Annotated in this window: 23 protein-coding genes and 3 pseudogenes; 8 read left to right on the plus strand and 18 right to left on the minus strand. The window is 67.7% G+C overall.

Annotated features, from left to right (window positions below; translation table 11 throughout):
• Positions 1 to 15 precede the first annotated feature (15 nt).
• The 6 genes and pseudogenes from KF796_20260 to KF796_20285 form a co-directional block, all read right to left on the minus strand.
• Positions 16 to 1,026 (minus strand): ABC transporter ATP-binding protein, encoded by a 1,011-nt coding sequence (locus tag KF796_20260; protein MBX3588973.1) that lies wholly within the window; start codon positions 1,024 to 1,026, stop codon positions 16 to 18.
• Positions 1,019 to 2,128: an ABC transporter ATP-binding protein gene (locus KF796_20265; GenBank protein MBX3588974.1), complete on the minus strand. Its 1,110-nt coding sequence runs from the start codon at positions 2,126 to 2,128 to the stop codon at positions 1,019 to 1,021. Before KF796_20265 ends, KF796_20260 begins: the two co-directional genes overlap by 8 nt.
• A complete protein-coding gene (locus KF796_20270) occupies positions 2,125 to 2,328 on the minus strand; it encodes a hypothetical protein (GenBank protein MBX3588975.1) in 204 nt (67 codons plus the stop codon). Before KF796_20270 ends, KF796_20265 begins: the two co-directional genes overlap by 4 nt.
• Positions 2,325 to 3,272 carry a carbohydrate ABC transporter permease gene (locus KF796_20275; GenBank protein ID MBX3588976.1) on the minus strand — a complete coding sequence of 316 codons (948 nt, stop codon included), beginning with the start codon at positions 3,270 to 3,272 and terminating at the stop codon, positions 2,325 to 2,327. The genes KF796_20270 and KF796_20275 overlap by 4 nt, the downstream gene beginning before the upstream one ends.
• Positions 3,269 to 4,165, minus strand: a pseudogene (locus KF796_20280) (sugar ABC transporter permease). The gene KF796_20275 and the pseudogene KF796_20280 overlap by 4 nt, the downstream one beginning before the upstream one ends.
• A 103-nt stretch (positions 4,166 to 4,268) precedes the next feature.
• Positions 4,269 to 5,600, minus strand: a complete 1,332-nt coding sequence (locus KF796_20285; protein MBX3588977.1) for an extracellular solute-binding protein — start codon at positions 5,598 to 5,600, stop codon at positions 4,269 to 4,271.
• 373 nt (positions 5,601 to 5,973) lie between these two features.
• Here KF796_20285 and KF796_20290 point away from each other — a divergent pair, with 373 nt between their 5' ends.
• A complete protein-coding gene (locus tag KF796_20290; GenBank protein ID MBX3588978.1) occupies positions 5,974 to 7,002 on the plus strand; it encodes a LacI family DNA-binding transcriptional regulator in 1,029 nt (342 codons plus the stop codon).
• A gap of 52 nt (positions 7,003 to 7,054) precedes the next feature.
• Complete coding sequence (gene dhaK / locus KF796_20295; protein MBX3588979.1) at positions 7,055 to 8,038, plus strand: dihydroxyacetone kinase subunit DhaK; 984 nt, start codon at positions 7,055 to 7,057, stop codon at positions 8,036 to 8,038.
• A gap of 21 nt (positions 8,039 to 8,059) precedes the next feature.
• Here the strand turns inward: dhaK and KF796_20300 are convergent, their stop codons facing one another.
• Genes KF796_20300 through KF796_20310 form a run of 3 tightly spaced genes read right to left on the minus strand, consistent with a single transcriptional unit; the run spans position 8,060 to position 9,412 of the window.
• Complete coding sequence (locus KF796_20300) at positions 8,060 to 8,296, minus strand: DUF2798 domain-containing protein (GenBank protein ID MBX3588980.1); 237 nt, start codon at positions 8,294 to 8,296, stop codon at positions 8,060 to 8,062.
• Positions 8,293 to 8,880, minus strand: a complete 588-nt coding sequence (locus KF796_20305; GenBank protein ID MBX3588981.1) for a flavodoxin family protein — start codon at positions 8,878 to 8,880, stop codon at positions 8,293 to 8,295. The genes KF796_20300 and KF796_20305 overlap by 4 nt, the downstream gene beginning before the upstream one ends.
• Positions 8,881 to 8,926: 46 nt before the next feature.
• Positions 8,927 to 9,412 carry a DUF2938 domain-containing protein gene (locus tag KF796_20310; protein ID MBX3588982.1) on the minus strand — a complete coding sequence of 162 codons (486 nt, stop codon included), beginning with the start codon at positions 9,410 to 9,412 and terminating at the stop codon, positions 8,927 to 8,929.
• A 97-nt stretch (positions 9,413 to 9,509) separates the two neighbouring features.
• Between KF796_20310 and KF796_20315 the strand changes: the two genes are divergently transcribed.
• The gene (locus tag KF796_20315) at positions 9,510 to 9,941 is read left to right on the plus strand and encodes a helix-turn-helix domain-containing protein (GenBank protein MBX3588983.1); all 432 of its coding nucleotides are present in this window, start codon (positions 9,510 to 9,512) and stop codon (positions 9,939 to 9,941) included.
• Here the strand turns inward: KF796_20315 and KF796_20320 are convergent.
• From KF796_20320 to KF796_20330, 3 genes are all read right to left on the minus strand, one after another.
• Positions 9,922 to 10,875: a pseudouridine-5'-phosphate glycosidase gene (locus KF796_20320; GenBank protein MBX3588984.1), complete on the minus strand. Its 954-nt coding sequence runs from the start codon at positions 10,873 to 10,875 to the stop codon at positions 9,922 to 9,924. The genes KF796_20315 and KF796_20320 overlap by 20 nt on opposite strands.
• Positions 10,872 to 11,954, minus strand: coding sequence for a serine hydrolase (locus KF796_20325; GenBank protein MBX3588985.1), 1,083 nt, complete (start codon positions 11,952 to 11,954; stop codon positions 10,872 to 10,874). The genes KF796_20320 and KF796_20325 overlap by 4 nt, the downstream gene beginning before the upstream one ends.
• 181 nt (positions 11,955 to 12,135) lie before the next feature.
• Complete coding sequence (locus KF796_20330; protein MBX3588986.1) at positions 12,136 to 12,594, minus strand: hypothetical protein; 459 nt, start codon at positions 12,592 to 12,594, stop codon at positions 12,136 to 12,138.
• Positions 12,595 to 12,697: 103 nt separating this feature from the next.
• Here KF796_20330 and KF796_20335 point away from each other — a divergent pair, with 103 nt between their 5' ends.
• Positions 12,698 to 13,006 (plus strand): MTH1187 family thiamine-binding protein, encoded by a 309-nt coding sequence (locus KF796_20335; GenBank protein ID MBX3588987.1) that lies wholly within the window; start codon positions 12,698 to 12,700, stop codon positions 13,004 to 13,006.
• A 14-nt stretch (positions 13,007 to 13,020) separates the two neighbouring features.
• Here the strand turns inward: KF796_20335 and KF796_20340 are convergent.
• The 6 genes and pseudogenes from KF796_20340 to KF796_20365 all read right to left on the minus strand — a co-directional run bounded on the left by KF796_20340 (position 13,021) and on the right by KF796_20365 (position 17,240).
• Positions 13,021 to 13,572: pseudogene (locus KF796_20340) on the minus strand (hypothetical protein).
• 27 nt (positions 13,573 to 13,599) lie between these two features.
• Complete coding sequence (locus KF796_20345; GenBank protein MBX3588988.1) at positions 13,600 to 14,379, minus strand: DUF899 domain-containing protein; 780 nt, start codon at positions 14,377 to 14,379, stop codon at positions 13,600 to 13,602.
• Positions 14,376 to 15,068 (minus strand): PQQ-binding-like beta-propeller repeat protein, encoded by a 693-nt coding sequence (locus tag KF796_20350; GenBank protein ID MBX3588989.1) that lies wholly within the window; start codon positions 15,066 to 15,068, stop codon positions 14,376 to 14,378. Before KF796_20350 ends, KF796_20345 begins: the two co-directional genes overlap by 4 nt.
• Positions 15,069 to 15,112: 44 nt before the next feature.
• Positions 15,113 to 16,330: pseudogene (locus tag KF796_20355) on the minus strand (helix-turn-helix domain-containing protein).
• A 40-nt stretch (positions 16,331 to 16,370) separates the two neighbouring features.
• Positions 16,371 to 16,757 (minus strand): hypothetical protein, encoded by a 387-nt coding sequence (locus KF796_20360; protein MBX3588990.1) that lies wholly within the window; start codon positions 16,755 to 16,757, stop codon positions 16,371 to 16,373.
• A gap of 12 nt (positions 16,758 to 16,769) precedes the next feature.
• Positions 16,770 to 17,240 carry an SRPBCC domain-containing protein gene (locus KF796_20365; GenBank protein MBX3588991.1) on the minus strand — a complete coding sequence of 157 codons (471 nt, stop codon included), beginning with the start codon at positions 17,238 to 17,240 and terminating at the stop codon, positions 16,770 to 16,772.
• Between the two features lie 252 nt (positions 17,241 to 17,492).
• On the opposite strand from KF796_20365, the gene KF796_20370 reads away from it, so the two are divergent.
• The 4 genes from KF796_20370 to KF796_20385 are packed head-to-tail and all read left to right on the plus strand — an operon-like array spanning position 17,493 to position 20,455.
• Positions 17,493 to 18,248, plus strand: a complete 756-nt coding sequence (locus KF796_20370) for an AraC family transcriptional regulator (GenBank protein ID MBX3588992.1) — start codon at positions 17,493 to 17,495, stop codon at positions 18,246 to 18,248.
• Positions 18,249 to 18,305: 57 nt separating this feature from the next.
• The gene (gene yghU, locus KF796_20375) at positions 18,306 to 19,175 is read left to right on the plus strand and encodes a glutathione-dependent disulfide-bond oxidoreductase (GenBank protein MBX3588993.1); all 870 of its coding nucleotides are present in this window, start codon (positions 18,306 to 18,308) and stop codon (positions 19,173 to 19,175) included.
• Between the two features lie 26 nt (positions 19,176 to 19,201).
• Positions 19,202 to 19,834 carry a glutathione S-transferase gene (locus tag KF796_20380; protein MBX3588994.1) on the plus strand — a complete coding sequence of 211 codons (633 nt, stop codon included), beginning with the start codon at positions 19,202 to 19,204 and terminating at the stop codon, positions 19,832 to 19,834.
• Between the two features lie 24 nt (positions 19,835 to 19,858).
• Complete coding sequence (locus tag KF796_20385) at positions 19,859 to 20,455, plus strand: DUF429 domain-containing protein (GenBank protein ID MBX3588995.1); 597 nt, start codon at positions 19,859 to 19,861, stop codon at positions 20,453 to 20,455.
• The last annotated feature ends 17 nt before the right edge of the window (positions 20,456 to 20,472 follow it).

Raw genomic sequence — 20,472 nt, forward strand, 5'->3', positions numbered from 1 at the left:
TGAGAGGTGGAAAACTCAGGCGGCCAGGCGCTGGCCCTGGGGGTCGAACAACAGGCATTGCGCGGGCGGGAAGTGCAGGCGGATGCGCGAGCGCGGCGCGGGCGCCGCGTCATGCGGCAGGTGCGCGCGCACCTCGACGCCCGCGTGCTCGGCCACCACGTGGTGGCTCAGCAGCGACGACTCAATCACCGTGCATTCCACGCCGCCGTCGCCTGTGGCCAGTGCCACGTCCTCGGGGCGGATGCCCACCGTGGCGGCCGCCCGGGGGTGCTGGCCGGGGAACCAGGCGGCGGGCAGCAGGTTGATGACCGGCGAACCCAGCCGCTGGGCCACCCCCACCGAGACCGGGGCCTGGTAGATCTCTTGCGGCGTGCCCACCTGCAGGATGCGCCCCCCGTCCAGGATGGCAATGCGGTCGGCCATGGTGGTGGCCTCGACCTGGTCGTGCGTCACATAGACCACGGTGGCCCCGCTCTGGCGCTGGATGCGCTTGAGCTCCACGCGCAGTTCCTCCCGCAGCTTGGCGTCCAGTGACGACAAGGGCTCGTCCATGAGGTAGCCGCGCGGCTCACGCACCAGGGCGCGCCCGATGGCCACGCGCTGCATCTCGCCGCCTGACAGGGCCGTGGCCTTGCGCTGCAGCTTGCCCTCGATGTGCAGCAGGGCGGCCACCTGCTGCACCCGTTCGCGGATAACGGCTTCGGCCACGCGGCGCAGCGGCGCCCGCAACGGAAACGCCAGGTTGTCATAGACCGTCAGGTGCGGATAGAGCGAGTACTGCTGGAAGACAAAGGCGCAGTCGCGCCGGGAGGGCGCGGCGGCGGTCACATCTTCCCCGTCCATGGACACGCGGCCGGTCTCGGGCCGCTCCAGCCCGGCGATGACGCGCAAGGTGGTGGTTTTGCCGGCCCCGCTGGGGCCCAGCAGCACAAAGAACTCGCCGTCGTGAATGTCCAGGTCGACGCCGGCCAGGGCCGTCACGCCGTCAAAACGCTTTTGGATGCCCTGCAGGGAAATGCTAGCCATGGCGCATGCTCGGTTGGTGGTGAACGGTGGTGGCGCTGGGGATCAGCAGCTCGGTCTGGGCGTCAAACATCACGATGCGGTCGGTGTCAAAGGCCAGGCTGACCGCGTCCTGCAGGGCCGGCCGCTGGGACTTGTCCACCACGACCCGGACCGCGCCGGCATCGGTGCCAACCTCGGCAATCCAGTGCGAGCCGAAGTACTCGACGTTGTGCACCCGCCCCGCCAGCCGCGCCGACCCGGCGGCGCACATCGTCACATGCTCGGGCCGTATGCCCAGCAAGACCCTGGTCGCTGCCGCGTGCGGCGCGGGCACGGCCTGCACGGCGCCACCCAGACCTACCTCGCTGGCCTGCGCGGCAACCGGCCCATGCACCTGCAGCAGGTTCATGGGCGGGCGGCCAATGAAGCGGGCCACGAACAGGCAGGACGGGAAGTGATAGATCCCCTGCGGGCTGTCGGCCTGCAGGATGCGGCCCTCGTTCATCACCACGATGTGGTCGGCCAGGGCCATGGCCTCGTTCTGGTCGTGGGTAACGAACACCGTGGTGGTCTTGAGGCGGTCGTGCAGCTTGCGCAGCTCCACACACATCAGCTCGCGGAACTCGGCGTCCAGCGTGCCCAGGGGCTCGTCCATCAGGAAGGCCTTGGGCTGGCGCACGATGGCACGGCCCAGGGCCACGCGCTGGCGGTCGCCCCCCGCCAGGCCGTTGACGCTGCTGTCCAGCAGGTGCTCGATGCGCAGAATGGCCGCCACCTCCCGAACCCGGCGGTCGATCTCGGCGCGCGGCACACCCTCGTTGCGCAGCGGAAATTCAAGGTTGCCGCGCACCCCCAGGTGGGGGTACAGCGCAAACAGCTGGAACACCATGGCGATGTCGCGGTCGCGCGGTCGCAGGTAGGTAACGTCCTGGTCGTCCAGCGTGATGCGGCCGTCGGTGGGGTATTCAAGCCCCGCGATCATGCGCAGCGTGGTGGTCTTGCCACAGCCCGACGGGCCCAGCAGCACCACGAACTTGCCACTGTCGAGCACCAGCGTCGATCCGGCCACGGCGGTGAAGTCGGCGAACCGCTTTTGCAGGTTCTGCAGCCTGATTTCGCTCATGACGGGGTCACTCCGGTGGGGAGCTTGCCGGCGATGGAGTAGCCCACTACGCCAGCCAGCAGCACGGTGAAGCCGTAGCTGAAGACCCCGATGGACCAGGGCTGCATCAGCATCAGCAGGCCCAGGCCGATCAGCAGCGCGGTGCCGCGCTCCCAGGGGGCGCGCCGCAGCCAGCGCGGGAAGGAAGAAGGGGCACTCATTTGCGGATGGCTCCAAAGGTCACACCACGCAGCAGGTGCTTGCGCAGCAACACGGTGAACACCAGCACGGGCAACAGGAACAGCGTGGTGCCGGCCGCCATGGCGGGCCAGTCCAGACCGCCCTCGCCGATGATGGTGGGGATGAAGGGGGGCGAGGTCTGCGCCGTGCCACTGGTCAGCAGCAGGGCGAAGGCGTATTCGTTCCAGGCAAAGATCAGGCAGAAGATGGCCGTGGTGGCGATGCCGGTGGCGGCCTGGGGCAGCACCACCCGCAAAAAGGCCTGCCAGCGGGTGTAGCCGTCGACCATGGCTGCCTCTTCGTATTCGCGCGGGATTTCGTCCATGAAGCCCTTGAGCAGCCACACCGCCAGCGACAGGTTGACCACCGTGTACAGCAGGATCAGGCCCAGGTGGGTGTCGTTCAGCCCCAGGTGGCGGAACATCAGGTAGATCGGGATGGCCACCGCGATGGGCGGCATCATGCGCGTGGAGAGGATGAAGAACAGCCAGTCCTCCTTGCCCGGCACCCTGAAGCGCGAGAAGGCATAGGCGGCCAGGGTGCCCAGCACCACCGACAGGAAGGTCGAGCCAAAGCCGATCAGCAGCGAGTTCAGGTAGCGGTCTGAAAAGCGCGAAGGGCCGGCCAGGATCATCTGCTGCTCACGCACCAGGCCTTCGTACCAGGTGGCGGGGGGTGGCAGCTGGGCCAGCTCCTCGCTGGAGACGCGCGAGCGCGTCGTGAACAGGTTGACGTAGCCGACCAGCGACGCTTCGGCCACCACCTTGGGCGGGTAGGCAATCGCGTCCTGCGGGGTGCGCAGGCTGGTCATCAGGATCCAGGCCAGCGGCACCAGCGACAGCACGGTGTAGCCGATGACCAGGATGCCGCTGACCCACTTGGCCAGGGCCGAGGGTTCGAGCGGGCTGTGCGGAATGGCTTTCATCGCTGCTTCACCTTGTCCAGGAAACGAACGGTCACCAGCGACATGCCGTAGATGGCCACGAAAAGAATGATGGCGAAGGCCGAGCTGTAGCCGGTGCGCCATTTCTCGAAGGCCTCGCGCTTGAGGTGGATGGAAGCCAGCTCGGTCACCGAGCCCGGGCCGCCATTGGTGAGGTTGTCCACCAGATCGAACATCTTGAAGTTCTCAATCGAGCGGAACAGCAGGGCCAGGATGATGAAGGGCATGACCATGGGCAGGGTGATGCGCCAGAACTTGGTCCACTCGGACGCGCGGTCGATCTCCGCCGCCTCGTACAGGTAGGTGGGGATGGAGCGCAGCCCGGCCAGCAGCAGCAGCATGACGTAGGGCGTCCACATCCAGGTGTCCACCAGCACGATGGCCCAGGGCGAGAGCTGGGTGTCGCCCAGCATGGTGAAGTCACCCGTGCCACCCAGCAGCCGGAAGGCCGCATTGAAGATGCCGTACTGGGGCTCGAAGAAGTACTTCCAGAACGTGCCGACCACGGCGGGGGCCAGCATCATGGGCAACAGGATGGCCGTGCTCCAGAAGCTGTGGGAGCGGAACTTGCGGTTGATCAGCAGCGCCAGCGCAAAGCCCAGCACCAGCTGCAGCAGGATGGACCAGCCCAGAAAGTGCGCGGTGGTGCGCATGTTCTCCCAGATGCGCTCGTCATTGAGCACGCTCTGGTAGTTGGACAGGCCCAGCCACTGCACCTGGGCACTGGGGCGGTTGGCGCGAAAGTTGGTGAACGACAGGTAGATCGTCCACAGCAGCGGAAAGATGTTGAAGGCCAGCAGCAGCGCGATGGTGGGCCCGACGAACAGCCAGGCCAGGGCCCTGTCTGACAGGCCGTGACGGGCCAGCAAGGGGCGCGGTGCGACGGCGGCGGAAGGCCGGGGGCCTTCGGCCACCGTCGCTGCGGAGAGGGCGGTTGAGTTCACAGGATGCTCCATGCGCTGCGTGATGGCCTTGGGTTCACTTCAGTTTCCCGTCGTCCTTGAAGACCTGGGTCCAGTCCTTGAGCAGGCCGTCCAGCGCCTGTTGCGGTGTGCCCTTGCCGGCCACCACGTACTCATGCACCCGGCTTTGCATCGACAACAGCAGCTGGGCATAGCTGGGCTCGGCCCAGAAGTCCTTGACGATCTTCATGGAGTCCAGGAACACCTTGGCGTAAGGCGTGCTGGTTTCGAAGCCGGGGGACTCCAGGATGGACTTCAGGCAGGTGAAGCCGCCGCCGTCCCACCATTTCTTCTGGATGGCCGGCTGGGCAAACCACTTCATGTACTGCAGGGCCAGGTCCTTCTTGTCGGAATACTTGACCACCGAGATGCCCTGCCCGCCCAGCTGGGCATGCTGCTTGTCGCCCTTGGGGATGGGGAAGAAGCCGGTCTTCTCGCCGCCCACCTGCGGGTCCTTGGAGATACCCGGGAAGAAGGCGATGAAGTTCATCTGCATGGCCACCTGGCCCGACTTGTAGGCGTCCAGGTCTTCGGTCATGTAGGCGTTGCTGTGGCCCGGCGGCACGCAGCAGTCATACAGTTCCTTGTAGAACTTCAGGCCCTTCACGGCGCCGGCGCCGTTGATGTAGCCCTTCATGTCATACGGCTTCTTGGGGTTGTCGTACTCCATGCCATAGGCGTACATGGTGTTGGTCACGCCCATGGTGATGCCCTCGGAACCGCGCTCGGTGTACAGCGCCGCGCCGTACACCTTCTTGCCGTCGATCACCCGGTTCTGGAAAAACTCGCCAATCTTCTTGAACTCGTCCCAGGTCGCGGGGGGCGCCAGGTCGTGGCCGTGCTTCTTCTTGTACTCGGCCTGCAGCTCGGGGCGGGCAAACCAGTCCTTGCGGTAGGTGAACGCCACGGCGTCGCCCATCGCTGGCAAGGCCCAGTAGTTCTTGGTGCCCTTGGGCCAGGTGGAGTAGCCCTCGACCGTGGCCGGCATGAAGTCGGTCATCCTGATCGCGTTCTTGTCAAAGAACTCGTTGAGCTTGACGTAGTGACCCTCGGTCGCGGCGGCGCCGATCCACTGGCTGTCGCCAATCAGCAGGTCACACAGTTTGCCCTTGGAATTGAGCTCATTGAGCATGCGCTGGGCAAAGTTGGGCCAGGGCACGAATTCGTACTTCATCTGGATGCCGGTCTTGGCCGTGAAGTCCTTCGACAACTCCACCAGCGCGTTGGCCGGGTCCCACGCGGCCCAGCACAGCGTCAGCTGTTTGTCCTGGGCCTGCGCCGCCAGCGCTGTGAGGCCCAGCGCGGCCCCGGCGACAGCGCGCCAGAGGGTTGTTTTGACCTTGCTCATGTGTTCGTCTCCATCTCGCTAGCGTGGCTCTGGCCACGACTGGTTGCATGAATGAAGGCGCAAACCCTTTGTCTGCGCCCCCGGTGGGCTCGGCGTGAGCCGCCGATCAGACGGGGCCTCCTCCCGGCCCTGCGGCTGGACGGCATGAGGAGATGCCTCGCTTGATGGAATTGATGTTAATTCCATCATTTAATACATCAATCAATACAAACCCTAATTCCATCAAAAATTTGAACCGAACTTTGGAATCGCGCTCCAGAGCTCCCCGGCAAGGCGCGCGGCAACTTTTGATGGGAAATGCGGTAAATTCGGGACAGACAGGACGGGGTTGGCAGATGTAATTCGGGCAAACCCCTCACTCAATCTGCGCACCATGGCCATCACCATCACCCAAATCGCCGAGGCCGCGGGAGTCAGCACCGCCACCGTGGACCGCGTGCTGAACAACCGCCCCGGGGTCAACCCGGCCACGGTGGACAAGGTGCGGGCGGTCATGCAGACGCTGGGCGCAGCCAGCCCGAGCCGGGGCCGGCCCCGCTCCACGCCCAACTACCGGTTTGCCTTTGTCCTGCCGGCGCTGCGGCGCGGTTTCTTTGACATGGTGGACCGCGTCGTCGCCCAGTCGGCCGGCGATTTCCGGCACCAGCACATCACCGAGATCACCCACCGCCTGCCCAATGTGGATGGCGCGGATTTCGCCAACGAACTCGCCCGCATGACCGATCTGGACGGCATCGCCCTGCTGGCGCCCGACGTGCCCCCGGTCAAACTGGCCATCAACGAGCTGGTGCGCTCTGGCGTGCACGTGGTGACGCTGTTCTCGGACGTGCCGGGCTCGCTGCGCGAAACCTTTGTGGGCGCCGACAACCGGGCCGCCGGCCGCACGGCCGGCGTGCTGCTGGGCCGCTGCCTGCCGCGCGAGGGGCCGGGCCGGGTGGCGCTGCTGTCGCCGGCCACCCGCTTTTGCGCCGAGATTGACCGGCGCATCGGTTTCACCCAGGTGATGGAGGAGCGCTACCCCGGCGCCACGCTGCTGCAACTGGACGAGCTGCCCGAGGCGGAAGATGCCGCCTTCAGCTTCGCCCAGCGCTTTCTGGACCCCGTGGCCACGGGCGGCCCGCTGCACGCCCTGTACAACGTCGGGCCGGGGGCGCATGGCGTCAGCCGCGCCCTGCAGTCGCTGGGCTACGACAGCACGCTGGGCTTTGTCGTCCATGACCTGCTCGAAGCCCACCGCGCGCTGCTGACCTCGAACGCCGTCTCCTATGTGCTGCAGCAAGACGTCTACTACGCCGTGATGACCGCCGCCAAGGTGCTGCGCATGCTGTGCGAGGAAGTGCGCGGCGCGTTGGCGGTCAGCAACCCCAGGGTGGAGATCCTTACTGCGGAAAACCTCGCGTGACAGGCCCGCCACGCGCTGCCCATAATCTGTCACCCCTCCCGAACCACGTGCGATGAAGAAGTTCACCAACCTGCCAGGCGATCTGGTGTATGAAAGCATGCTGGGGTTCGGCGCGGCCCATGCGGGGCGGATCAAGGTGAACCTGGACCCGCTGTTCGTCAGCCGCGCCCAGCCCCGGCGGGACAAGGTGGCCCTGATATCGGGCGGTGGCTCCGGCCACGAGCCCCTGCACACCGGCTACGTCGGCACCGGCATGCTGGACGCGGCCTGCCCGGGCCAGGTGTTCACCTCCCCCACGCCCAACCAGATGCTGGCCGCCGCAAAGGCCACGGGCGGCGACGCGGGCGTGCTGTTCATCATCAAGAACTACGCCGGCGACGTGATGAACTTCCAGATGGCCATGGACATGATGGACGGTGAGTTTGCCGCCGTGCTGGTGAACGACGACGTGTCCCAGGACGCCTTTGGCCGCCATACCGGCCGGCGCGGCCTGGCCGGCACGCTGGTGGTCGAAAAGATCGTGGGCGCCGCCGCCGAGCAGGGCGCGGACCTGGCCACCTGCAAGCGGCTGGGCGACCGGGTCAACGCCTGCACGGCGTCCATGGGCGTGGCGTTTGAAAGCTGCACCGTGCCCGAGGCCGGCGTGGCCACCTTCGACATCGGGCCCAACGAGATGGAGATCGGCGTGGGCATCCATGGCGAGCCAGGCCGCCAACGGGCCGCCTACCAGCCTGCCAGCGCCATCGTGCAAACCATGCTGGACGCCATCCTCAAGGACCTCAAGCCCCAGGCAGGGCAAGAGGTCTTGCTGCATGTCAATGGCCTGGGCGGCACGCCGCTGATGGAGCTGTACCTTCTGTACCACTTGGCCAGCGAGCGCCTGACTGAGGCGGGCCTGCGGACCACCCGGTCGCTGGTGGGCAACCACACGACCGCGCTGGAAATGGCGGGCGCATCGCTCACCGTGACACTGCTGAGTGACGAGCTGAAAGCGTACTGGGACGCCCCGGTCGACACCCCGCACCTGCGCTGGTAGCGCGGCGGCCCCGTGCCGGCGTCAAAGCCCGCCCGGCCCCCCGACCAGCCGATGAACAATGCGGCGCGCCACGGGCACCACCACCAGTGCAACGGGGAAGGCCACCAGCCAGGCCGTGGCCCAGGCGTCCATCCACACGCCAGCCCACCCCGGCGCCAGCCCGAGAACCTTCAGCGTGGACACGCCCGACACCACGAGCGACATCAGGCCCGACAGGACGAAGACGAACACCACCGGTTCGAACCGCCGCGGGATCATGACGCCACCGCCACGGGCGCCTCAAAGCTCATGCGCTGCAGGGCCTGGGCAATGTTGGCGCCAAACATCCTGGCCGTTTTGATGTCGCCGGGCGCAAACGAGTCCGCAGGGGCCGAATGCCCGGCCTGCGCCATCAGGCCCGACCAGGAGCCCAGCCGGTTGGCCGCTTCCTCGTAGGGCACGCCCGCATGCTGCTCGGGCAGGATGGCATTGCCCACCCACACCATGCCGTGCTGCATGGCAAAGACAAACATCGACAGCAGCGTGGACTGCTTGTCACCGGCCGGCAGCGACGACACCGTGAAGCCCGCGGCCAGCTTGCCCTTGAGCTGGTGGCGCTTCCAGAGGCCCCCCGTCGCGTCCATGAACGACTTGAAGGGGCCGGAGACGCCGCCCAGGTAGGTGGGTGAGCCGAAGATGAACCCGTCGTAGCCGACGAGTTGCGCGGGCGCCCTGGCCAGCTCCTCGGCCAGCAGCAGGCTGACCTCGGTGTCGGCCATGGTTCGCGCGCCCGCGGCGACGTGCTGCGCAATGTGCGCGGTGTGCCCATGGGCGCTGTGATAGATGACTGCAAGTTTTTTCATGATTGCTTCCGGATTGAAGAGTGAATCTCGTTGAAGGTGACCGGGGCTATCGCGAGATCCATGCGATGGCGACGGCGGCCAGGTACAGGCCTGATCCAAAAACTGCGTGGTTGGCCAGGCTACGCATTCGGTTCCTGTGGGGTGTGGGGGTCTTGCTCGAGGCTATGCCCGCGCCCATGGCAGGCTGCATCACCAGCCAGGGCGCCGCCACGGTGATCAGCCCGACGGCCAGCGCGGGCAGCAGACGCGGATGGCCCAGCCAGGCCACGCCGGCCACAGCCACCAACAGGCCCGCGAAGGCCATGCCGGTCAGGTAGTGGAGCAGCCAGCCCAGCGCCAGTTCGCCCTTGACCGCGGGAGCCCTGGCAATGGCGTCGTGGGCCCATTGGCCCCGCCGCCAATGGCCGACCCAGCGGCCCATCAGCGCGAAGTTCAGCGTGGGCACGCCCAGCCGCTTGAGCAGCATCAGCCATGCATCCATCACGGCGGTGGCGCCGATGCCGATGAGCGCGATGCGGCCCAGGTTGTTCATCAATTCATTCATGGGGATGTCCTTTCACGGGTTGACGATTTGCACTGTTGCGGTCACTATAGAAGTTCAAGTCAACTTGAGGTCAAGAGGTTTTTTCATGGACATCGCCGAAGTCGCCAGAAAAACGGGCGTGCCCGCATCGACGCTGCGCTTTTATGAAGAAAAAGGGCTGATTGCCTCGGTGGGCCGGCAGGGTCTGCGCCGGCGCTTCGCCCCCGGGGTGCTGGACCAGTTGGCGCTGATCGCGCTGGGACAGTCAGCGGGTTTCTCGCTGGAAGACATCCGCTCGATGGTGCTGCCTGACGGGCAGCCCCGCATTGACCGCGCCAGGCTGTCAGCCAAGGCCGATGAGCTTGACGCCATGATCAAGCGGCTCAAGGCCATGAGCCGCGGCCTGAAGCACGCGGCCGTGTGCCCTGCCCCCAGCCACAGTGAATGCCCGACCTTTCAGCGGCTGCTGCGCGCCGCGGCGGCCGGATCGCTTGAACAGCGCAGCAAGAAGAGCCGAGTCAAACAGTCGGCGGCGTGACGGGCGGCTGGCTTGCCAGGGCCAGCGCCAGCCGCGCCCCCACTTCGGCGTTGTGTTTCACCAACGCGATGTTGGTGGCCAGGCTCCTGCCGCCGGTCAGCGCCTTGAGGCGCGCCAGCAAGAACGGCGTCAAGGCCTTGCCCGTGATGCCCTGCGCGCCCGCCTCGGCCAGCGCCTGCCGGGTGAGGGCCTCCATCTCTTCGCCGGGCATTGCCGCTGCCGCCGGCACGGGCGTGCTCAGCACCACGCCACCGGCCAGCCCCAGGCGCCACTTGGTGCGGATAAAGCGCGCCTGGCTGGCCGGGTCGTCGAGCCGGTAGTCGGCCTTGAAGCCGCTGTCGCGCGTGTAGAACGCGGCAAAGTTGTCCTGCCCGCAGCTGAGCACGGGCACACCGTGCGTCTCCAGGTATTCCAGCGTGAGGCCGATGTCCAGAATCGACTTGGCGCCCGCGCAGACCACGGCCACCGAGGTCCGGGCCAGTTCCTGCAGGTCGGCCGAGATGTCAAACGAGCGCTCGGCGCCGCGGTGCACGCCGCCAATGCCGCCGGTCACAAACACCTCGATGCCCGCGAGCGCCGCGCAGATCATGGTGCCCGCCACCGTGGTGGCGCCCAGCCCGCCGCTGGCCAGCACGGCCGGCAGGTCGCGGCGGCTGACCTTGGCGGCCTCGCCCGAGCGGCCGAGCAGTTCCAGCTCGTCATCCGACAACCCGATGCGGATGCGCCCGCCGATCACGGCCATGGTGGCGGGCTCGGCGCCCAGGCCGCGGATGATGGCCTCCACCTCGCGCGCCGTCTGCACGTTCTGCGGGTAGGGCATGCCATGCGCAATGATGGTGGACTCCAGCGCCACCACGGGCCGCCCCTGGGCCCGCGCGGCGGCGACGGGGGCACTGAAGGCGAGCCAGGGGTCCAGCGCGATGCGGTCGCTCATGCCCTGGCCACCGCCCAGCCCACCACCCGCCCCACCAGCGCCATCACCGCCTGGTTCTGGGCCGGCAGGTGTTGCGGTAGCGGGTCGGTGGCCGTGGTGACCACGGCCAGGCCCAGGCTCGGGGCGAGCAGCGCAAACTGCGCGCCATAGCCCCAGCCCCAGGCCACTGCACGGCCCTGCAGCTCGCCCGTGAACCAGAGGTAGCCGTAGCCCACCTGGGCCACCGGTTCCACCTGCCAGCTGGCGGGCACGTGCGTGCGGGTGCTGTCGGCCACCCAGGCGGCGGGCAGCACCTGGGCCTCGCCCCAGCGGCCCCCATTGGCCATGAGCCAGGCCAGCTTCGCCAGGTCACGCGGGCGCAGGCGCAGGCCCGCGTAGGCGGTGGCCTGCCCCGCGCGGTCCAGCGCCCATTCATGCCGGGCAATGCCCAGCGGCGCAAACAGCGCTTGCGCGGCCAGCTGGTCCAAGCGCTGCCCATGGGCCCGCGCGAGGATCGGTGACAGCAGGCCCACCGCGGCATCGTTGTAGACCCACGGCACCGGGCCCGACGCCGGCGCGGGTGCCAGCGGCAGTTGCTGCGCAAACCGCACGGGGTCGGCGGCGCTGCCCAGCGCGCGGTATTGGTAGCGATAGTCGTAGGCCAGGCCCGAGGTGCCGGTGAGCAGTTGGGCCAGCGTGGCCGCATTGGCAGGTGCCGCGGGCTGCGCAGCGGCGGCCTCGGGCAGCAGCGCCCCCACGGTCTGTTGCAGGTTGGCAAGCACCCCTTGGTGCAGCGAGAGCCCCACCAGCATGGACGTGACGCTCTTGGTCACCGAGTTGATGCCATGCAAGCCGTCGGCCGTGGCCCCGCGGTAATAGCGCTCGCCCACCAGCGCGCCCTGGCGCACCACCAGCAGGCTGCGCAGGGCCGCCACCTCGTCACCCGCGGCCAGCAGGCCGGCCAGCGCCGAATCGGCCGGTGCGCCGCCCGGCGGCTCGGGCCAGTCGGGCGCCCCCGCGGCCACCGGTTGCGCCTTGAGGGAGTTGCCCAGCAAAGCGGTCATTCCGGTGGCAAGCAGGGCGCGGCGCGTGGTTGGCATGGCAGGTTTCCCTCAGGCGTTTGAGCCGATGATACTGGAGCTGCCCGGCGTCCATTTGCTATGTATTTGATAGCTGAAGATAGCCGTTGGTATTGGACTCCAGGCCTTTTTGATTCAAAAATGCCTGCCATCCGCCTTGCCGCTTGCCGTGGCTGCGGCGGCGCGCGCGGTTGACTTTCATTCATGGCTGCCGGTGCGCCACCCGGATGCCAAACTCCTGCCGCAATTGCCGCAGCGGAGTGTGCAGATAGCGCTGGTGGTCCGACCAGGGCCACCGTGCCCGCTGGGCCAGGCAGCGCAGCACCGTTCGCGGGACGATGACCACCGCGCGCATGATGGACAGCAGCACGTCCGCCACGCGCAACTGCCGGTAGATCTGCAAGGACTCGTGCAGCCGGTAGCCCTTGAGCACGGAAAAACCCGCCGTGGTTCCCAGCAGGCTGGAGATCTTGACAACGGCTTCGTCATCGAGCGAGATGTCGCAGCCAAAGACCACATGGGCAACATCGTGGCAGCGGAAAAACGCCTGGGCCGGCGGCGACATGAGCCTGGTTTTCGCCAGGCCGGGGTTGGCCGCGAAGTATTCCTCAAGCCCTTGCGCCAGCGTGGCTTCAGTGTCTTGTTGCTGGAATGCGTGCATGACGCCTCCCCTTTGCATTGAAAAATCCCCTGGGCGACGTGATCCGGGTGGGGCGGCCCCAAGCCCCACTCGCTACAGTACCCCCTTCACCACCGGAGCACAAATGGTCCTGCTTGAATTTGCCATGGCGCCCCATGGCCAGGGCGAGAGCCTGAGCGCGCCTGTGGCGCGCATCCTCGACGTGATCGACCGAAGCGGCCTGCCCTACCAGCTCACACCCATGGGCACGATCCTGGAGGGCGAGTGGGACGACGTGATGGCCGTGGTCACGGCCTGCTTCAAGGCCTTGCAGGCCGACTGCCCGCGCATCGGCATGAACCTCAAGGTGGACTACCGCGCCGGGCCGCAGTCGCGCCTGCGCAGCAAGATCGACAAGGTCGAGGCCCAGTTGGGGCGCAAGCTGTCGACCTGACGGGGTGCGCCATCGCGGAGCCAGCGCGCCGCGGCGCCCAGCCCGCGACAGGCGCCGCAGGCCGCCAGCCCCGTCACCGCCAGCATGGCCAGCGTGTGAACGCCGACCGCCGCCAAGGCCATGCCCACCGAGCCCGACGCGCCGATCTCCCTGGCGGCGGCATCGCCCGCGCACAGCGGGATCAGCGCAGGCACCAGCATCAGCCCCGCGCCATGGCCGGTGGCCATCATGAAGGACCAGAGTGCCAGCCCGGCGTGGCCCGCCGGTGCACGCGCGGCCTGGGGCGCCCGGCGCCACAGGTGCACGGCCAGCGCGGCCACACACAGCGCACCGGCCACAAGCTGCAGCAGCACCCGGTCCAGCCCCAGGCCCCAGACCACGGCGGCAGCCACCAGCGCGACCGACGCCGTGTGCCCCAGCGCAATGGGCACGAGGGCCCGCAGCGCCTGCGTCCGGTTGCCTGAGTGCGCTCCCCAGGCCGCCGCCAGCGCCCAGCCGGTGGCCGGGTTGAGCCCGTGCAGGGCACCCAGCCCGGCCACGGCGAACCAGGGCCAGAGGTTGTTCATGGCGCGCGTTCCGGTCCGGTCCGTCTTTCAGGCCCTGGCGTGGCAGCACGCGCCCGCCTCGGCCGGCGCCGTGGCCACGGGTACCGGCTCGTAGCGGTCGTGGTACTCCAGCCAGTCCATGGGGCTTTTCTCACCGCGCCCCTGGGGCGTGAGGTCGATCATCTGGTAGGTGCCCATCATGGCTTCCACGCCCCGGCCGAAGGTGGAGTAGGTCAGAAAGACATCGCCCGCATCGTCCTTGTAAAACACGCTGATGCCCGGCGCCTCCTCGGAGGGAAACGCCACCTCGGTGTAGTTGTAATGGACCTTGCCGGTGGCCCGCTCCTCGGGCGTGAACGACACATGGAAGTCGTAGTTGAAGTCCCCGCCGTGGGACGACACCCAACGGAATTTCCAGCCCATGCGCTCGCGAAACGGCAGGATCTCGGCCAGCGGCGCGCGCGACACAGCCACGACGGAAATGTCGCGGTGCTCCAGATGGACCTGCATGCCGCCCATGTGGTCGGCCATGTACGAGCAGCTGGGGCAGCCCTGCCCCCAGCCCGGTCCGAACATGAAGTGCTGCACCAGCAGCTGGCGTCGGCCTTCAAACAGGTCCGCCAGCGAGCGCTTGCCCTGGGGGGTGTCGAACACGTAGTTCTTTTCAATCCGCACCCAGGGCAGCGCGCGGCGTTCGTTGGCGATCTGGTCGCGCAGGCGTGTCAGCTCTTTCTCGCGCGCCAGCAGGGCCTTGCGCTCGGCCAGCCAGCGGTCGCCCGCGACGATGGCGTGGTTCTTGATGTTCACTTCGGCAATCAGGGGGTTCATGGTGTGCTCCTTGAGGTTGATGCGCCCTTGGGGCGCCGAACGGCGCGGACCTTGCCAGCTCCTCCGCCACCGCAGTAAAAAAGACCGGCGCCATCGGACTCCAGCCCGCTGATGCCCATGCCCTGGGGCATCTGCAGCCGTTCCAGCACCGCGCCATCCTTCGGGTCAATGCGCCGCAGCTCGCTCTCGTCGCCCTCCCAGGTGCCGTGCCACAGCTCGCCATCGACCCAGGTCACCCCCGTGACGAAGCGGTTGGACTCGATGCTGCGGATCACCGCGCCGGTCTCGGGGTTGATCTGGTGGATCTTGCGGTCGCGGTACTGGCCCACCCACAGGCTGCCCTCGGCCCAGGTCAGGCCCGAGTCACCGCCGCCGCCGGGGGCCGGAATGGAGGCCAGCACGGCGCCGGTGGACGGGTCGATCTTGTCGATCCGCGATTCGGCGATCTGGTACAGGTGCTTGCCGTCGAAGGCCGTGCCGGCGTCGCAGGCGTGGTCCAGGGTGCGGGCCGTGGCGCCGCTGGCGGGGTCGAAGGCCAGCATCTTCGCGCCCACGGCGGCCCACACGCGTTGGCCGTCATGGGTGACGCCAGCGACAGAGGTCACGCCTTCAAAGGCGTACTCGCGCACCACCTCGGCCGGCCTTGCCTGGGGCCCGGCCGCGGCCTGGGGCTTGTCCTTGCTCTTCATCGTTGCTCCTTGTGGCGCCGGACGTCGGCGCCGTGGAGACAACTCTATTCAATCGGCAGCACAGCGGGGAGTAACAAGATCGTCGTGAATCCGGCCAGTGGCGGCGCCAGCCAGCGCTGCGCCCGCGCACGCCCGATGGCGCGCACCTGGCCGGCCTCCTGCAGCTCGGCCAGCGCGCGCTGCACCGTGCGCTGGCTCGCGCCCAGCGCCAGCGCCAGCGCCGAGGTGGACCAGGCCGCGCCGTCGGACAGCAGCGCCACCAGCGAAGCCTGCTCCCCCGCAATTGGCGGCACCAGCAGGGCCACCTCACGCGCCTGCAGGGGCCGCAGGGCAAAGCCGCGCGCCGTGGCCTCAATGCGGGCCACCGGTTTGACGAGGGCGCGCAGGCGGCCGATCTCCACGCGCAGCCGCGCGCGATGCGTCTCGTCAGGATGGCGGGTGCGAAACGCGGTGGCAATCAGCGCCTCGCGGTCGGCATCGCCGGGCCAGGCCTCGGCCAGTGCCAGCGCCAGCGTGAACAAAATGGGCCGGCGCGCCAGCGGCAGCCAGACGGTGCCCACGCCCAGGCCACGGCGGCAGGCGTCCACCACCAGGGCGTCGGAGGCCAGCAAGGTGGCCACTTCTTCCAGACGCAAGGCTTGCGCGCCACCGGCGGCCAGGCGCCGCGCCGCGGGCCGCTCCAGCTGCGCGCGCCCAGGCCACCTCGGCCAGCAACGCGGGCACACGGGCGCGCCGGGCGGCCTCCCCGGCTGGGCCAGCGCGGCGCGCGCCGGGGCGATGGCCAGCGAGCGCAGCGCCAGCTCGGCCGTGGTCAATGCCGCCACTGCGGTCAGGGCGGGCGGCATGCCGCGGGCGTCCAGCGGCGCCAGGGCCGCGGCGGCGTCGGCCAGGCGGCCCACCAGCAGCAGCCGGCGCGCCGCGATCAACCGTGCCTGCAGCGCGTTGGCGGGGTCGGCATGCGCCTGCAGGGTGTCGGCGGCGGCCAGCAGCGCGCGTGGCGCCCCACCCAGGTCACGCATGGCCAGCGCCACCTCGGCTTCGGCCACCACGCAGCGAGCGCGCGACAGTGCCTCGTGCGCGCCAAAGCCGCGCGCCGCACGGCGCAGCAGCTCGCGGGCGCGCGGGTGCTCGCCCAGCTGGGCCATGGCAATGCCGCGCAAGGCCAGCGCCGGCGGGTCGTCACGCAGCGCCACCCGCTTGAGCGCGCCCAGGGCGTCGCCCGCGGCCAGCGCGCGGGCAGAAGCAGAAATCAGCGAATCCATGGGCAGAGGCTAACGCAGCCGCGCCCTGCCGGTGGCCGCTTCAGCCCGCCAGGCCCCGCAGCCCCATCGCGCCGAGAGCGCCGACACCCAGGACGGCAAAGACAAAGAAGAACCTTTGGCCTGACCACACACCCGCGGCAACGCCAAACAAGGCGTAAAACGCGGCAACGAGCCATGCGGCCAGCGAAAGCTGCCGGATCCAGACAGCCGCAACGACCGTGCTCCCCATCAAGGCCATGCAGCCGCCGGCGAAATGCCAGACAACCATGATGAGAACCTGGCGCTCCACGGCGAGGTGGGATGAACCCAGCTCGGCCGCCATGCGCGGCCCCGAGTACACACTGTGTCCGATCGAGCCCAAAGCCATGGCCAGGCCCATGGCAAGCTGCAACACTGTGCCGGCAAACGGCATCCAAAAAAGAGTCATCCAGCGGCCCTTTCAGTTCGCGGGAAGGACCGCCTCCGGCAAAAGAAAGGGCTGCCCGGTTTCCGCGAGTGTCTTGAGCCGTGACAGTGCCTCGGGCCATCCATCGGCGACCGCGCGCGCCGTCGCGGTGTCGCCGCCAAAATCCGAGTGGGTGAGCGTCAGCCGGCACGCATCCTGGCCGATGGGCTCCAGCTCCCAGGCCACGCGCGAGGCCGGATCCGCCGCAACCTCGGGACTCCACTGGGCGCTGAAGGTGTGCGACAGGTGCCGCGGCGGGCGCAGCTCGATCAGCTTGCCGGTGATGACGGCGCGATCGCCCATGAAGAAGCGGATATCACCGCCGGCACGCCAATCGGTGCGCGAGGGCATGTTCAGGTGCTGCCACCGCGCCGTCTGCGCGTCGTCGGTGAGGATCGACCACACCGCGGACGGCTGAGCCCGAATCCAAAGCTGCCACTTGTGACAAGGTCCTGCAGAGATCATCTTGAAAACTCCTTTCGGTTCATCGGGTCGCATGCGACCGGTTGCCTGGTCTGGATGTCGCGGGTCGAGCGCTTGAACATCACGGTGCCCGCATGATCCGCGCACCGCCGGCTTTGATCTTGAACAATATTGCGCAGGCTCGCGCCGGGGTGCTAATCTTTCAGCCGACTGGCATTCGTTTCCGAATCAAGCATGTGTTCATCCGCGGAATCTTTCAGGATCAGCTGCACGGCGGTGCCGGGCATCACTGCCGTGGAAGCCGTTTCGGGCCGCAGGTTCGGGCGCCACATGCATGATGAGTTCGGCATCGGCGTGGTGCTGGCCGGGGCGCAGCAATCGGCCAGCGGTCGCGGCCCCGTTTTTGCACAGCAAGGCAATGTCATCACGGTCAACCCCGGTGAGGTTCATGACGGCCACCCCGTGGGCTGCGACACCCGGCAATGGCGGATGCTGTACATCGACCCGGCGGTGATGTCGCCCATCTTGCGTCTGTGCAGACGGTCGGCGGACGCGGAGCTGCACCACCCCGTGCTCATCGATGAGGCCACCCGCGCCACATGGATCGCCTGGCACCGCGCCTTGACCCGGGCAGCCGGGTTACCCGACAGACTTCTGCTGGACTCCCTCATGGTGGAGCTGGTCGGCTCGCTGGTGTCGCTGGAAGCCCCCTGCTGCGTGAGCATTCCCCAGGCCATCCAGCGGGTTCAGCAGCAGATCGACGATGAGCCCGAGCTGGACTGGACACTTGAGCAACTGGCCGATCTGTCCGGACTGAGCCCGTTTCACTTCATCCGCATGTTCTGCAAGGCCACGGGCCTGCCGCCCCACCGGTACCGGCTGCAGAAGCGGCTACAGAAGGCGCGGGCCTTGATTGCCGTGGGCACCCCGATCTGCGAGGCGGCGGTGGCCTGCGGCTTTGCCGACCAGTCCCACCTGCACAGGTTCTTCGTGAACGCCTATGGCTACCGCCCGGGAGACTTTGCCCGCTCGCGCGCGGCGCGCCATTGATCTCCCCAAAAGCGCCAGGCCCTGCAGACAATGCCAATCTGGTGCAACATGCGCCGCATGACCGAACCCACCTCCTACACCCCCGCCAAGATCTGGTCGCCCCCGCAAAACAGCGGCGGCCGCTTTGCCAACATCAACCGCCCCGTGGCCGGCCCCACGCATGACAAGCCGCTGCCCGTGGGCAAACACCCGTTGCAGCTGTATTCGCTGGGCACGCCCAATGGCGTGAAGGTGACCGTGATGCTCGAGGAGCTGCTGGCCCTGGGCCACCGCGGCGCGGAATACGACGCCTGGCTGATCCGCATCAACGAGGGCGAGCAGTTTGGCAGCGGCTTTGTCGCGGCCAACCCCAACTCGAAAATCCCCGTGCTGGTGGACCACAGCGAGCCCACGCCGCTGCGCGTGTTCGAGTCGGGCGCCATCCTGCAATACCTGGCTGAAAAGTTTGGCGCCTTCCTGCCCACCCAACGCGCCGCGCGCGCCGAATGCCTGGCCTGGCTCAACTGGCTCATGGGCAGCGCCCCCTTTCTGGGCGGCGGCTTTGGCCACTTCTATGCCTACGCGCCCCTCAAGATCGAGTACGCCATCGACCGCTACGCCATGGAGGTGAAGCGCCAGATGGACGTGCTCGACCGCCGCCTGGCCGAGGTGCCCTACCTGGCCGGCAGCGAGTACACGATTGCCGACATGGCCGTGTGGCCCTGGTACGGCACCATGGCCAAGGGCCAGTTGTACGAGGCGGGCGAATTCCTGCAGGTGCAGGGCTACACCAACGTGCTGCGCTGGACCAACGAGATCGCCCAGCGCCCCGCCGTCAAGCGTGGCCGCATGGTCAACCGCGCCTGGGGCGAGCCGTCGAGCCAGTTGCTGGAGCGGCATGACGCGGGCGACTTCGACACCAAGACCCAAGACAAGGTGGCGCCATGAGCGCGCCACCCGTCACCACCGCTGCCATGCTCACGCTGTACGACTGCGCCACCGCGCCCAGCCCGCGGCGCGCGCGCATCCTGCTGGCCGAGAAAGGCATCACCCACCACAGCATCCAGGTCGACCTGCGCAGCAACGAGCAGATGAGCGAGGCCTACCGCGCCATCAACCCGCAATGCACCGTGCCCGCGCTGCGCACCGAAGAGGGTCTGGTGCTGACCGACAACGCCGCCATCGCGGCCTATGTGGAGGCGCGGTTTCCACAGCCGCCGCTGATGGGCACCACGCCTGAAGACAAGGCCGAGATCGCCAGCTGGCAATGGCGCGTGGAGTTTGAAGGCCTGGCCGCCATCGCCGAAGGCCTGCGCAACAGCTCCCCCGCCATGGCCAACCGTGCCCTGCCCGGCCCGGTGGACTATGCGCAAATCCCCGAGCTGGCCCAGCGCGGCCAGGCCCGCGTCCAGCAGTTCTTTGCCACGCTCAATGAGCGGCTGGAAGGCCGCGACTTCATTGCCGCCGACCAGTTCAGCATCGCCGACATCACGGCGGTGGTCGCCGTGGACTTTGCCCGCGTGGTCAAGGTCAAGCCGGGTGAGCAGCATCCCCATCTGATGCGGTGGCGGGCGGCCATGGGGGAGCGGGACTCGATGAAGCTGTAGCGCCTTGGGCTCGGGATATACAAAGTGACTTTCCTCATTGGTCTCGATCCTGGCGGAGTGAATAAGTTTGGCTGGTGCGTCGCCGTGAACAGCGAACACCTTCCTCTCAAGGTTATGGGTACCGGGCTGGCGGATGATGCGTCAAGCGCCGTCTCGGATGCGCTGGCCGCGCTTCCAGTTGGAGCAAAAATTTCCGGTGCAGGAATTGATGCGCCATTGTTCTGGTCGCGCTCCGGACCACGACATTCAGACACTTCGGTGCGAGAGGCCATAAAGACAGCGGGGGCGCCATATGCGAGTGGCACCGTGCAAGACGTAAATTCGCTGCGAGGTGCGTGTCTGGTCCAAGGCATGCTTGCAGCTCTCGCCTTACGTGAAAAGTATCCAACAATGCCCATTACGGAGGCTCATCCGAAGGCGTTGCGCTGGTTGCTTCCCGAAGCGAAAGAGGTCAACGGCGCATCCGAAGACCAGCGAGATGCGCTACTAGCAGCAGTGACGGCGTGGGCGATGGCTCGTCGCGCGGAGAGTTGGATCGATTTGTTGGAAGGCGAGGCAAATCCATACAGTCCCATTCGAGCCCCATTGCACTATTTCATGCCGGGCATGCCTCGCAGGTAGGCCCTCAAGAAGCTCGA

It is taken from the genome of Ramlibacter sp., assembly GCA_019635435.1.
Lineage (GTDB): Bacteria > Pseudomonadota > Gammaproteobacteria > Burkholderiales > Burkholderiaceae_C > JAHBZM01.

Bases quoted from the DNA above. Each gene is read 5' to 3' on its own strand.
- KF796_20260 (MBX3588973.1), bottom strand. From the start codon at position 1,026: ATGGCTAGCATTTCCCTGCAGGGCATCCAAAAGCGTTTTGACGGCGTG.
- KF796_20265 (MBX3588974.1), bottom strand. From the start codon at position 2,128: ATGAGCGAAATCAGGCTGCAGAACCTGCAAAAGCGGTTCGCCGACTTC.
- KF796_20270 (MBX3588975.1), bottom strand. From the start codon at position 2,328: ATGAGTGCCCCTTCTTCCTTCCCGCGCTGGCTGCGGCGCGCCCCCTGG.
- KF796_20275 (MBX3588976.1), bottom strand. From the start codon at position 3,272: ATGAAAGCCATTCCGCACAGCCCGCTCGAACCCTCGGCCCTGGCCAAG.
- KF796_20285 (MBX3588977.1), bottom strand. From the start codon at position 5,600: ATGAGCAAGGTCAAAACAACCCTCTGGCGCGCTGTCGCCGGGGCCGCG.
- KF796_20290 (MBX3588978.1), top strand. From the start codon at position 5,974: ATGGCCATCACCATCACCCAAATCGCCGAGGCCGCGGGAGTCAGCACC.
- dhaK (MBX3588979.1), top strand. From the start codon at position 7,055: ATGAAGAAGTTCACCAACCTGCCAGGCGATCTGGTGTATGAAAGCATG.
- KF796_20300 (MBX3588980.1), bottom strand. From the start codon at position 8,296: ATGATCCCGCGGCGGTTCGAACCGGTGGTGTTCGTCTTCGTCCTGTCG.
- KF796_20305 (MBX3588981.1), bottom strand. From the start codon at position 8,880: ATGAAAAAACTTGCAGTCATCTATCACAGCGCCCATGGGCACACCGCG.
- KF796_20310 (MBX3588982.1), bottom strand. From the start codon at position 9,412: ATGAACAACCTGGGCCGCATCGCGCTCATCGGCATCGGCGCCACCGCC.
- KF796_20315 (MBX3588983.1), top strand. From the start codon at position 9,510: ATGGACATCGCCGAAGTCGCCAGAAAAACGGGCGTGCCCGCATCGACG.
- KF796_20320 (MBX3588984.1), bottom strand. From the start codon at position 10,875: ATGAGCGACCGCATCGCGCTGGACCCCTGGCTCGCCTTCAGTGCCCCC.
- KF796_20325 (MBX3588985.1), bottom strand. From the start codon at position 11,954: ATGCCAACCACGCGCCGCGCCCTGCTTGCCACCGGAATGACCGCTTTG.
- KF796_20330 (MBX3588986.1), bottom strand. From the start codon at position 12,594: ATGCACGCATTCCAGCAACAAGACACTGAAGCCACGCTGGCGCAAGGG.
- KF796_20335 (MBX3588987.1), top strand. From the start codon at position 12,698: ATGGTCCTGCTTGAATTTGCCATGGCGCCCCATGGCCAGGGCGAGAGC.
- KF796_20345 (MBX3588988.1), bottom strand. From the start codon at position 14,379: ATGAACCCCCTGATTGCCGAAGTGAACATCAAGAACCACGCCATCGTC.
- KF796_20350 (MBX3588989.1), bottom strand. From the start codon at position 15,068: ATGAAGAGCAAGGACAAGCCCCAGGCCGCGGCCGGGCCCCAGGCAAGG.
- KF796_20360 (MBX3588990.1), bottom strand. From the start codon at position 16,757: ATGACTCTTTTTTGGATGCCGTTTGCCGGCACAGTGTTGCAGCTTGCC.
- KF796_20365 (MBX3588991.1), bottom strand. From the start codon at position 17,240: ATGATCTCTGCAGGACCTTGTCACAAGTGGCAGCTTTGGATTCGGGCT.
- yghU (MBX3588993.1), top strand. From the start codon at position 18,306: ATGACCGAACCCACCTCCTACACCCCCGCCAAGATCTGGTCGCCCCCG.
- KF796_20380 (MBX3588994.1), top strand. From the start codon at position 19,202: ATGCTCACGCTGTACGACTGCGCCACCGCGCCCAGCCCGCGGCGCGCG.